Origin of the sequence: Cohnella sp. CFH 77786 (assembly GCF_019400745.1) — a bacterium.
Taxonomy (GTDB): Bacteria; Bacillota; Bacilli; order Paenibacillales; family Paenibacillaceae; genus Cohnella.
Window position 1 is genome coordinate 68,974 of the sequence record NZ_WJIB01000013.1, and the last position, 12,048, is coordinate 81,021.

10 protein-coding genes are annotated in these 12,048 nt (G+C 55.6%); 6 read left to right on the forward strand and 4 right to left on the reverse strand.

The window, feature by feature from the left end; all coding sequences use genetic code 11:
* Window positions 1-2 precede the first annotated feature (2 nt).
* Entirely contained in the window at window positions 3-1,433 is a 1,431-nt protein-coding gene (locus tag GE107_RS18965; protein ID WP_219641567.1) for an efflux RND transporter periplasmic adaptor subunit, read from the reverse strand.
* A 193-nt stretch (window positions 1,434-1,626) separates the two neighbouring features.
* Between GE107_RS18965 and GE107_RS18970 the strand changes: the two genes are divergently transcribed.
* Both GE107_RS18970 and GE107_RS18975 read left to right on the forward strand, forming a co-directional pair.
* A complete protein-coding gene (locus GE107_RS18970; protein ID WP_219641568.1) occupies window positions 1,627-2,310 on the forward strand; it encodes a response regulator transcription factor in 684 nt (227 codons plus the stop codon).
* Entirely contained in the window at window positions 2,307-3,779 is a 1,473-nt protein-coding gene (locus tag GE107_RS18975; RefSeq protein WP_255570643.1) for a sensor histidine kinase, read from the forward strand. Before GE107_RS18970 ends, GE107_RS18975 begins: the two co-directional genes overlap by 4 nt.
* 106 nt (window positions 3,780-3,885) lie before the next feature.
* Here GE107_RS18975 and GE107_RS18980 read toward each other — a convergent pair whose 3' ends face one another.
* Complete coding sequence (locus GE107_RS18980) at window positions 3,886-4,335, reverse strand: GNAT family N-acetyltransferase (protein WP_219641569.1); 450 nt, start codon at window positions 4,333-4,335, stop codon at window positions 3,886-3,888.
* 131 nt (window positions 4,336-4,466) lie between these two features.
* Here GE107_RS18980 and GE107_RS18985 point away from each other — a divergent pair, with 131 nt between their 5' ends.
* Genes GE107_RS18985 through GE107_RS18995 form a run of 3 tightly spaced genes read left to right on the forward strand, consistent with a single transcriptional unit; the run spans window position 4,467 to window position 8,215 of the window.
* Window positions 4,467-5,561, forward strand: a complete 1,095-nt coding sequence (locus GE107_RS18985) for a GerAB/ArcD/ProY family transporter (protein ID WP_219641570.1) — start codon at window positions 4,467-4,469, stop codon at window positions 5,559-5,561.
* Window positions 5,548-7,050 (forward strand): spore germination protein, encoded by a 1,503-nt coding sequence (locus tag GE107_RS18990; RefSeq protein ID WP_255570644.1) that lies wholly within the window; start codon window positions 5,548-5,550, stop codon window positions 7,048-7,050. The genes GE107_RS18985 and GE107_RS18990 overlap by 14 nt, the downstream gene beginning before the upstream one ends.
* Before the next feature lies 1 nt (window position 7,051).
* Window positions 7,052-8,215: a Ger(x)C family spore germination protein gene (locus GE107_RS18995; RefSeq protein WP_219641571.1), complete on the forward strand. Its 1,164-nt coding sequence runs from the start codon at window positions 7,052-7,054 to the stop codon at window positions 8,213-8,215.
* A 94-nt stretch (window positions 8,216-8,309) separates the two neighbouring features.
* On the opposite strand, the gene GE107_RS19000 is transcribed toward GE107_RS18995, so the two are convergent.
* Window positions 8,310-9,119 (reverse strand): DUF2935 domain-containing protein, encoded by an 810-nt coding sequence (locus GE107_RS19000; RefSeq protein ID WP_219641572.1) that lies wholly within the window; start codon window positions 9,117-9,119, stop codon window positions 8,310-8,312.
* Window positions 9,120-9,411: 292 nt separating this feature from the next.
* On the reverse strand, window positions 9,412-10,575 hold the full coding sequence (locus tag GE107_RS19005) for a CobW family GTP-binding protein (protein WP_219641573.1): 1,164 nt from the start codon (window positions 10,573-10,575) through the stop codon (window positions 9,412-9,414).
* A gap of 291 nt (window positions 10,576-10,866) precedes the next feature.
* Between GE107_RS19005 and GE107_RS19010 the strand changes: the two genes are divergently transcribed.
* Window positions 10,867-11,793 carry a transposase gene (locus GE107_RS19010; RefSeq protein WP_219641574.1) on the forward strand — a complete coding sequence of 309 codons (927 nt, stop codon included), beginning with the start codon at window positions 10,867-10,869 and terminating at the stop codon, window positions 11,791-11,793.
* The last annotated feature ends 255 nt before the right edge of the window (window positions 11,794-12,048 follow it).

Here is a 12,048-nt window from a genome sequence, read left to right on the forward strand (position 1 = left end):
CCTCACGATCCGCCTCCCTGTGTCCCTCCGCCTCCGAAGTTGCGCGTGCCGCCGTTTCCGCCCTGGAATCTGCCGCCTCCCTGGAAGCCGCCGCCGGCGCCGAGGAAGCCCACTCCAGGAATGCCGATCGCCCCGTTGCGGTTCTGGGTGCTGCTGCTGGTCGTCATCGTCGGCACCACGACCGCTTCTCCCTCTTTGAGGCCGGATAAGATCTCGATGTTGTCCTCGTTATGGATCCCGACCTGAACTTCGACCCGCTTCACGCCGCTTTGCGACAGGCCCGCGAACTGCCGATATTGCCGATTCCCGTTTCCGTATTGACCGGATTGGGCGCTTCCGCTCCGGGCGCTGCCGTATTGTCCGGATTGGGCGCTTCCCCCCCGGCCTCTGCCGAATTGTCCGCTGCCGGCTTGACCCGTTCCGGGTTGACCGCTGCTCTCGGCTGCTCTCGCTCCCCCTCGGCTTCCGGCAGCCGCGGTGCCGGAAGCATCCGGCAGCAGGACGAAATATCGCCCCCCGAACGACTGTACGGCTTCGATGGGCAAGTACAGCGCGTCCGTCTTCTGCTCCACCAGAATGCGGGCTTCGGCGGACATGCCCGCCTTAAGTCCGGCGATGTCATCCAGCGTCACGGTGACGTCGAACGTCGACACCCCGTTGCTTGTCGTTCCTTCTTGAGCGATCGCAGTCACTTTACCGGTAAAAGTCTGGTCCGGCAGCGCCTCGACCAGCACTGTCGCTTGCTGGTTTAACTTCACCTTGGAGATGTCCAGCTCGTCCACCCCGACCACCATTTGCAGATGCTTATAATCGACGACTTCCCCCAGCGAAGAAGATCCGCTGCCGCCTTGTCCTCCGACCGTTTCCCCAACCTTGATGTTGAACGTCGCGAGGGTGCCGTCGATCGGCGCCGTGATCGGCTCCAGTACGCTGTCGTTCTCTTCGTCCCGCAGCGACTGAATGTCCGATTCCTCGGTCTCGATGTCGAGCTGCTGTTTCTGGATGTTGATCGAGAGCTGGGCGCGCTGATCGTCGTCAGCCGCCTCCTTATACTGAGTTTGCATGCTTTCCAGATCGAGACGTTTCTTTTTAAGGTCGATCTGCTTGCCGCGAATCTGGCTTTCGACGGACGTGCTCTCGCTGTTTTGCCCGAACGTGGCCAACACTTGCCCTTTTTTGACGAGATCCCCTTCTTTGACTTTCACGGAAGCGATCTTGCCCGAGGACGACGAGGTCAGCGTTTCCCGGTAGGCCGTCTCGATGTTGCCCGTTCCGCTGATGTTCACCTCCAGGTTTCCTTTCCGGACCTGGGTCGTCGGCAAAGCGGCTTGCAGCGGCTTCTGCTGGCTGCCCGACCACCAGCGGTAACCCCCGTAAGCGCCGGCCAGGATGACCAATACCGATCCGATCGTCCACCACTTGTTCCATCTCATCTGAATGGGCTCCTCCTTAAGCGGCATGTTCAACGGTCATTATGAGAGGTGAACCTTAGTTCAAGATGAGCGCCCGCTGAATGTTTGCTGAACGGGATTTTCAGCTATTTTTCAGCTATTCCTCAGCCAGACTTAAGCCCTATCCAATACAATAGAGGCATCGATGCCTATTATCCGGACGGAGGAAGCTGCCATGACGCAAACCAAAGGAATCAAGGTTCTGCTCGTCGACGACGAACCGAACATTTTGCAGTTTCTCGAGATGGGACTGGTGAACGAAGGATACCAGGTCGGCTGCGCGAGGAACGGCGCGGAAGGACTGGAGCTGTTCCGTACCTTCTCTCCCCATATCGTTATCCTGGACGTCATGATGCCGGAGCTAGACGGGTACGAGGTGTGCCGGAGGATGAAACGGCAGCAGCCGGTGGCCGTGATCATGTTGACGGCGAAGGAGGAGCCGGAGGATCGGGTGCGGGGGCTGACGATCGGGGCGGACGATTACATGCCCAAGCCGTTCAGCTTCGAGGAGCTGCTCGCCAGAATCCATGCGCGTCTTCGCAACCAGTTTCCCAATTTGCTCGAGGAAATCCACGCGGGTCCGTTCTGCATCGACGACAAGCGCAAAGAGATCCGGCTGCGCGACGAACCTCTCGATCTGTCTCCCACCGAGTACGGCCTGCTCAAACTCCTGGTGCTGGAAAACGGATCGGTGCTCAGCAAAAGCGCCATTTTGGATCGGGTATGGGGGTATGATTTCGGCGGCGAGGAGAACATCGTGGAAGTGTACGTCCGCGCCTTGCGAGAGAAAATCGGCGACCGGGAGCACCAGACGATCCGCACGATCCGAGGGGCCGGTTACCGGATGGATCTGGCATGACGAAGTTTCGTTTCCCGATGCTCGCGAAATGGCACCGAATTCGACCCGCCGGCTCCCTCCGCTCTCAGCTGCTGGTCCGGTCGCTTCTCCTGCTGACGGCTATCCTGGTCGGAGTCGGCTTCTTTCAATATTTATATATGGAGCGATTCCTCTACCGGAACAAGGCCGATTCCATCCGCAGGCTCGTCCAATCCACCCCGGGCGACTTGTGGCAGCGGTTATCCGAAGGCATGCGACGCGGGCGGGAACCGCCTCTCTTCTTTTTCCCTGCATCGTCGATCGTGTACCGCGATTCAAACGGCAACATCACGGAACTGGCGCCGAATGCCGGTTCCCCTCGGCTGAACGAAGATTTGCTGCGTGAAATCGAATCGGACCCGAGAGGTCCCGGCCGCCGCGCTCCTTACCGGATCGCGAATAACGAGAAAGGCGTCGAGCAGCTCGTCGTGATGCAGCCGGTTAGATCGTTCGGCGGCACGAGAGGGATCGTGCAGATCAGCACGGACACGTCTCCGCTCAAAGCGGAAGTGTACCGGCAGCTGGCGCTTTATTCCGTTATTTCCCTCATTGCGCTCCTGCTCGGCTGGGCGCTGTTCCTTCCCGTCATCCGGCGCACGCTGGTCCCTCTGTCGAGGGTTGCCGGTACGATGGAACGCATCGACGCAGGCAGCCTGGATGAGCGCTTGCCCGTCCGGCAAGGCCAAGCCGAGATCGACCGGCTCGCGTCCTCGTTCAACCTCATGCTGGAACGGCTGGGACAATCCTTCCGGTCGGAGCAGGAAGGCAAGGAGCGGATGCGCAGGTTCGTTGCGGACGCCTCGCACGAGCTGCGAACCCCGCTGACCTCGATCCACGGGTTCCTGGAGGTGCTGCTACGGGGAGCCGCCCAGCATCCGGAGCAGCTGGAGCAATCGCTAAGAAGCATGTACGGCGAATCCAAGCGGATGAGCAAGCTGGTACAGGATCTGCTGCTGCTGGCCAAGCTGGACCGCAAGCCCGAGCTGCATTCGTCCGCTGCCAATTTGAATGCGGTCGTGAAGGAAATGGAACCGCAGCTGCGCTTGCTGGCGCTGGAGCGGGAAGTCGCGCTTGACCTTCGGCCGCTGCCTCTCGTCCCTCTGGACGCGGACAAAATCAAACAGGTGATCCTGAACTTGTTCCATAACGCGGTTCAACATACGGATCCTCTCCGGGGCAAGATCCGCATCGTCACCGATGCCGTAAAAGGAGGCATCACGCTGGTCGTGACGGACAACGGCGCCGGGATTCCGGCCGAGCATCTTCCCAAGCTATTCGACCGGTTTTACCGGGTGGACGAAGCCCGCGCCCGCGAACACGGCGGCACCGGACTCGGCTTGTCCATCAGCCGGTCCATCATCGAGCTCCATGGCGGCTCCATCTCCGTCTCGAGCGAAGCGGGCAAAGGCAGCGCGTTCCGATTATACTTGCCGGACGCGAGCGAACGGTAAGCGATGGAACGGACAGCCTGATAAGACAAAGGACAGGCCCTGGAGGCCTGTCCTTTGTCCGCTGCGGCGATGCCGGCCTTTATCTGATCCCGTGCGCTTAGTCCGCTCAGTCCGCGAGCGCTTTGCTCATCCGGACGTGCGGAATCCCCGCGTCCAGGAACGGCTCCGCCGATTCCGTCGCGTAACCCAGCTTGCGGTAGAACGCCTCCGCTGCGCATTGCGCGTCCAACACGGATTTGCGGTATCCGAGCGCGGCAGCGTCTCGCTCCATCGTTTCGACGAGGAGCTTACCGACGCCGCTGCCCCGCCACGGCTTCAATACCGCGATGCGCTGCAGCTTCGCCGTGCCCGGCTCGTACTCCCGAAAGCGGGCCGCACCGACCGTTTTTCCGTCCGACTCCGCGATATAATGCCTGCAAGCATTTACGGTTGCGTCGTATTCGTCCAATTCCAAATCGAGCGGCACCTGTTGCTCTTCCACGAAGACGGTTTTCCGGACGTCGAAAGCTTGTTCCAACTCTTCCGAAGTCCGTACATGACGGCAGTTCATCCCCATTTCTCTTCCCCTGCCCTTCACTCTCACTTTGGCGCTTCCCCCAGCATAACGGAATCCCGGAATGCACGCAACGGAATAACGCGGCCTCCACAAATTCATACTAAGGCTAAAAATGGAAATCCGGAGAACTTATGCAGCCTGTCAAACTCAGCGGCATCCAAGCCGCGTTCCTGTTCCTGCTTGCCGTCGGCATAACCAACCACGTGATCGTGATCCCCATCCTGCTTCAAGTTGCCGAAAGGGATGCCTGGGTGTCGGGTCTGCTGTCCATACCCCCGCTTGCGCTCTGGGCGGCCGTATTGCATGGGCTGATGAAAATATCCGGCCGGCAATCGGTGTTCGACTGGTTTCGAAACCGCTGCGGCAAGCTGACGGCGGCGATCGTGACAGCGCCTGTCGCGTTATATTTGATCGCCATCTTGATCATGACCCTGCGCGATACGAGCAGTTGGACGCACGATACCTATTTGCCGAATACGCCTCCCCCCGTCATCTTGGCGTTGCTTCTGATATCCGGCTATTTCGCGGCCCTCCAAGGACTCAGAACGATTGCGATCGCAGCAGGATTATTGCTTCCGGCGGTCGTCGTTTTCGGCGTCTTCGTCGCTTCGGCCAATTTGCAGTTTAAAGATTACTCCTACTTGTATCCCGTGTTCAGCCATGGCGCCGATCCCGTTCTCAAGGGAGTCGTCTATTCGATGGGCGGTTCGATCGAGCTCGTCTTGATCATGTTTATCCAACAGCACTTGAAACGACCGGTTCGCTATTCCCTGCTGCTGGCGGTCATCGTGATTTTGACGGGGCTTGTCCTGGGTCCGACGATGGGTTCGATCGCGATTTTCGGACCGTTCGAAGCGGCGGATCAGCGTTATCCGGCCTTCGACCAATGGCGGATGGTCATGATCGGGAAATTCATCAACCATCTCGATTTTCTGTCGATCTACCAGTGGCTGGCCGGATCGTTGATCCGGATCGCGTTTGCGTTGTATCTGTTTTTCGACGTGCTTCAGTTGACCGAACGCAAAAACCGCGGTTGGTGGATGGCCTTGTTTTGCCTGTTTTTGTTCCTCTTCGTCACCTATTCCGGAATCGGCGATCCCGAATTGATGCGAATTCTGAAAAATTATTATTTTCCGGTCACACTGGCCTTCTTCTTCGTCTATCCTTGTCTGTTGCTGGCCATTATGCTTGCGAAACGGAGGGAGCACAGCCATGCCGAAGGATAAACAGGCGGACACCTCGCAACCGTATGCCGAACTCCGGCTGGAAGAGCTCGACGAGGGGACGATCAGGAACCTGTTCCGACACGCCTCTGACGTCGTCGTTGCCCGCATGTATTCCGATTCGGATCCAGGCCGCTTGAATCCTCTGCTGGTCTATTGCACTGGTATGATCGATTCCGCCATGCTGAACGAGTTCCTCTATCAGCAGTCGAACGGGCTTTTGAAGCGCGATTCTTCGGAAGAACCGGCTATTTCGCTCGAAGACAGGAATATGAAACGAATCCAGGACCCGGATGCCGGCGATCAGCTCGTGCGAAACGTCTTCTCCGGACAATTGGCCCTTTGCTTCGATAAGCCGCGGACCCTGTTCGTCATCCCCATGAGTAAGCCGCCGCAGCGCACGCCGGAGGAATCGAGCACGGAAATCTCGATCAAAGGCCCGCGGGACGGGTTTACGGAAGAAGTCGACGTGAATGTGGCTTTGATCCGCAAGCGGTTGAAAACGCCGACCTTGGCGGTCGAATATTTTTATACGGGCTCGCGCAGCCAGACGAAAATCGCCCTGCTCTACGTCACTGACGTGACCAATCCGCAATATGTCGAGGAAGCGCGAATCCGCATTCAGGGCATACATGCGGACGGTGTGCTCGCGAGCCAACAGGTGGAGGAAGGGATATCCGATTCCTCTTCCTCTCTCTTTCCGTTAATGGATTCCATCGGCCGCCCCGATTATGCCGCGGACAGCTTGCTGAACGGCCGGTTCGTCGTCGTCGTGGACGGCTCTCCCATGGTGCTGCTCGGTCCAACCACGCTGACGACGATGCTCAAATCGCCCGAGGACCTGCATCTCCCCTACTATTTCGTCAGCATGGAGCGGCTGCTCCGATTGCTCGGATTCATTGTCGCCGTTTTTTTGCCGGGGTTCTGGGTGGGGATCTCTTCCTTCAGCCTGGATCAAATCCCGTTTCCGTTGCTTGCAACGGTCGTCGTGTCCAGGCTCGGTTTGCCGCTGTCCGGACCGATCGATCTGTTTCTCATGCTCGGCATGTTCGAACTGTTCCGCGAAGCGGGCATGCGTCTGCCGAAAGCCGTCGGACAAACCGTGGCCGTCGTCGGCGGGCTCATTGTCGGAGACGCCGCGATATCCGCCGGCTTGACAGGACCTACGACGTTGGTCATTTCCGCGGTAACTGCGGTCGCTTCCTTCACGCTGGTCAACCAATCGCTGACCGGATCCGTGACGGTTATTCGATTCTTCGTGCTGGCGATGAGCTGCTTGTTCGGCATGTTCGGCTTTTTTATCAGCTTGTTTATGATCGTCGTGTATTTGTCTTCGCTCACTTCGTTCGGCGTCCCCTTCATGGCGCCGATTACCCCGCTCAGCTATCGGGACGTCCTATTCGCCTTATTATCCGTTCCATGGAAAAAGTACCGAAGAAGGGCTGCATTCTATTCGCCCCTCGATCCGGATCGCCAGAAGGAGAATTCCTGATATGACCGCGCGCCGCTGGATTCTCTTCCTCCTGATCGCGTCACTCATTCTCCAGATGGGATGCTGGGATATCAAATCGATACAGGACGTGAACTATTTCACGGGAATCGGAATCGACTACAAGAACGGAAAATATGAATTATTCGTTCAGCAATTGGATTTCTCCAACCTGGCCAAATCCGAAGGAGGCAAAACGGACAAGCCCGGTTCCATCTGGATCGGTCATGCGAGCGGGGTTTCCGTCGCGGAAGCGGTGGACGAATTGTATCAATCGTCTCAGCAGCTCGTCTTCTGGGGACATGTCGGCGTCGTTTTATTGTCGGAAAACGTGCTGAAACACGATAAACTGCTGCAGCTGTTCGACGCCCTGAATCGCAGCCGGGAAATCCGGTATACGCCTTGGATTTACGGAACAAAGTCCGCGATCCCCGACATTTTCACGACCGAGCCATTCTTCAACTTGTCGCCGCTTAATTCTATTTTGTTTGCACCCGAGCGTAATTATCGTCAGAGATCTCACATCCCGTCCATTCGCAACCAACGATTCTTCCGCGAGCTCAGGGATCCGGGAACTACGCTGCTACTTCCCTCCATTAACATTGAGACATCGACATGGAGCCGGAACCGCAAAGCGGATCCGAAGCTGACAATTGACGGATATTTCGTCTTAAGGAGCAATGCATACAAAGGGTGGTTTTCGGAATGGGAAACGACTGGGCTCCGCTGGATCGAGAGCCGGAACGCGGAAACCCGTCTCGTTCTTAAAGAGCAAGGCCACCCCTTAGCCACCGTCGTGTTCCACAACCCTTCCCCGAAAATCCGGATCGCGGTCAAGAACGGCAAGCCGGAATATACGTTCGAGCTTCGGTTGAAAGGGAGAATCAACGAACTGTGGAAACCGGTGACGAAGATGCAATTGGAACAGAAAACCAAAGAAGCGGTTCGTCAAGAAATCGAATCCGCGTTCCGGACCGGTCATGCTCGGAAAGCCGATTTGTTTCGACTGGAGCATCAGCTCTACCGGAGGCGATTTCGCGCGTGGAAGGACCTGACGGATGAAGGACGTCAAGAAGCGTTGCCGGAGAGGCTTGCGGGGATTCAGGTAGAAGTCCGGATCGAGGAAGTAGGCATGTTCAAATTATACCGCAAGCATCAAGCTTATTGATGCTGATGTCGGTCGTAACGTCTGACCCCTCATTACTTGTTCCGCACAAGGTTTCGCAGGATCGCCGATTGGAGCCGGAACACGCCACTCCCCATTACCGTTCCACCCGCGGTTTCGTCGGATCGCCGTTAGGAGCCGGAACAAGGCCGCTGTTAGCCAGCTTCGATAAGTAGTACCACTCTTCCCTCATCATGTGATCGGGCAACAGCGGAGAAATCCGGTCGAGCACCTCCGCCGACAACTCCATCTCCTCCAATTCGGACAGAAACCGGACGAACAGCCGCATTTCCAAGTCGATGTCCGAATGGAATTTCCGGAAGGCGGGGAAATCTCGCCGGTTCGTTCTGATATAACCCGACATTTCTATCGCTTTCAGGTATAAAGCTTCAAAGTGCTTCATATACTCGCGGCTTTGCTTGATCAATCGCTTCTCCACCGCGTCCAAATCCGACGCGATTGCCCCCGCATGGCCAGCCGCGTCCGGCAGCCATAGCAAATCGTGGTGCAGAGGATCGAAATGGGGAACAGGCTGTCCGGCCTGAAGGGCTTGCAGGATCCGAACGTACTCGTCCAACTCGTTCACCATGTGATTGAGAAACGTCGGAGTAAACATGATGTTCACTCGACCGTACAACAATCGGGCCAATAGGTCGAGCTTGAAAGACCGCAACGCCATCGTTTGATTCAGGGCTTCTTTGTTTAATGCCATTAAATCTGCTGATGCCGTCGCCGATCGGGCCTGTCCCAACAGCCGGTCGAACGTTGAGATAAAATATTGCGCCTTCTGGATATCCGCCGTTTCCTTCGGAGACAAGGCGTCCAATATGAACCTGGCATGGTCCCCCAAGATTTGAAGCCAAAACCTGTGTTCGTACAGTGCGCCATCCGTACGGATATCATCCATGACCGACCACACTCCCCTCGCCACACCCTATGCCCAGTTGCTTGTCCGATATGCAAGGTGTTTCGAGCGGAAGGACGGATACTCTCCCTTGACGCCTCCTAAGTAGCTCGAGCATGGAATGACGGATACTCTCCCTTGACGCCTCCTAAGTAGCTCGAGCATGGAATGACGGATACTCTCCCTTGATGCCTCCGCAATTGCCCGAGCATGGAATGACGGATACTCTCCCTTGATGCCTCCGCAATTGCCCGAGCATGGAATGAAGCGCGACTAAGGGAAGCGAACTCCTTCTCTACTCAGATGTTTCCTTCCCTATTGGTGAAGCGGAGTCATCTACGAGCCGTGTCAATTCGGATTCGATCGCGGATTTGTCATAATCCTCCCCGATGAAAACAAGCACATCGTAAACCGGCTTCTGCGGCCGGATCGGCAGGAAATCGCTTTGTCGGTACGCGTATTGAAACAGATAGCGGTTCGCCGTATCCCGGAACGATACGATGCCTTTCGCCCGGTAAACCCCTTCCGGCAACCTCTGGATGAACGACTCGAACGCGCGGCTGTCGAGGGGTCCATCGAGATAATGCGTAAGAACGTTCACATGGCTATGGCCGTGATGATATTCGTGCCCGTGCGCATGCTCATGTCCTACGAGTTCGTGACCACGTTCGTGTCCGTGCTCATGGCCTTGTTCGTAATCGTGTTCGTGGTCTTGTTTATGATCATTCTCATGACTGTGTTCTTGGTCGCGATCATGGCCGTACTCGTTAACTTGCTCGTAGTCTTGCTTGTCACCATGTGCGTGACCGTCAGCGTGCCGATCTAGCGCCTTATCACTCTTACGAACAACGCGGCTCCCATAGATCCGATCCGGATCGACCTCCGAATGGACGGTCGGAACCAAGACCGCACCTGCGTTCCAATCCGCCATCCGTTCTTCCAGTTCCAACCGTTCAGCCCCCGCCACCAAATCCGTCTTGTTCAGCAGCACAACCGTGGCGGCCCGGATCTGATCGCGCATGAGACGATAGGTTTTCCCGGTTCCGATCCGCATCCTGTCCAGCAGATGGCGTGCGTCTACGACCGTGACCACTCCTTTTAGCTCAAGCTTCCCATACAGGGAAGCATCCGTCACCGCATCGATGATCTCCATCGGCTCCGCCACGCCGGTCGACTCGATCCAGATCAAATCCGGGGCGTACTCCTCCGCCAATTGCATCAATTCAAGTCCAAGATCGCCCCGAATCGTGCAGCAAATACATCCGCCAAGCATCTCGGCCATCGGAACCTCCGCATCCACCAGCATTCCGTCCAGATTAACATCCCCTACCTCGTTCATCAAAACGGCAGGCTTCCATCCCCTTTCCCGCGCGTCGTCGATTAATCTTCTCAGCAAGGTCGTCTTTCCGCTCCCCAAAAAACCGGTCAATACATACACAGGTATCATCTTGTCGTTCATCTTCAACTCTCCGTTCCATCCCAAATATCTTCTTTCCAACCAATGTGTCTTCTCTCTTTTCCATCAACTATACCATTATCCCATTGGCTCAGATAACCCGGGGCGCTTCTCGCTCCTCTAAAAATATGCCATTATCCCCTTCGTTCAGAAACAGACAAAAAACGATCACGCTCCGTCTGAATCCTTTTTCCCATTACTTCAAGTAGCATTTATCAAGCAACTGTTGATATCGGAACGTATGTTTGGTATAATAAAATAAGAACAAACGTTCCTATTTGAGGGGGTGTATGCATGAGGGATGGACTACCATTCGAAGCATTCTGCCAACAGTTCGATTCCGACCAAGCATGCGCGGAGGCACTTTTCCAAGCCAGATGGCCGGACGGTTTTCGATGTCCCTCCTGCTCATACCCTCATTATTACCTCATCCGCTCAAGGAGACTGCCTCTGTATCAATGTCAGGCCTGCCGTCACCAAACCTCCGTTATTTCCGGTACCGTTATGGAAGGCAGCCGCACGCCTTTGCCCCAATGGTTTCAGGCGATTTATTTGCTCTCCCAACCAGAAGGGATCAGCGCGACCCGCCTGGCGGAAATTATTCATGTCACCTACAAAACCGCGTGGCTGATCGCGCACAAAATCCGGAACTCCATGCGGAAAGCCGATGCGGACGAACTTCTTAAGGGACATGTTAGGGTGGAGCGCGTCGATTACGGCTATCACCATTACGGCGATGCCCGGCAACCGTTGCTGATCGGCGGTTCTATCGATGCAAGCAGTAAACTCCGGCATGTAAAGATCAAACAACCCCATCCTGACCATGTACAAAACGATAGCAGGTTTATTCGTGAGGAAGGAATCCGTTCATTCGAAAATGAACATCTGGATCGGAAAGCCGTAACCGTAATTGGCCGTGCCTCAAATATGTTTGCCCCTTTGAGACAGATGGCGCGAAGGATATTTTCTTGGTTGAACGATACGTTCCAGGGAATCGGCGCCAAACATTTGCAAGCTTACCTCGATGAGTACGGGTTTCGCACTAATTTGAAGCTCCGTGGTATAGCTGTTTTCAATCGCCTTATTCATTGGTGTGCCATCACGAAGAAAATTATGTATAAAGAGATAATCCGCAGCAAACCGGTTCTCCCGGTCCCATGGGTCGTCTGGGGCGGCAAAGCCAAATGGAGAGGCAGACACCTCAGCCTATGGAACACGTAACGACTTATCTCATTGTGACTTGCCACATGCTTTTTCTCGCTTTCCCTTTTTCCTGAACCAAAGGCACAGCAAATCCTTTATTTGGTATTAATTTAGTTAATTTCTTTTATAACAGTTTCTTCTTACCGACTATAGTTTGCGCTTACCCTGTCTTCGGAACCCAATAAACCGAACACTTCCTATCATTCCTCATTTCTTTCTGAACCAAAGGGATAATGGCATAGTTTTGCAAAAAGAGAAATGAACATTGCTTTG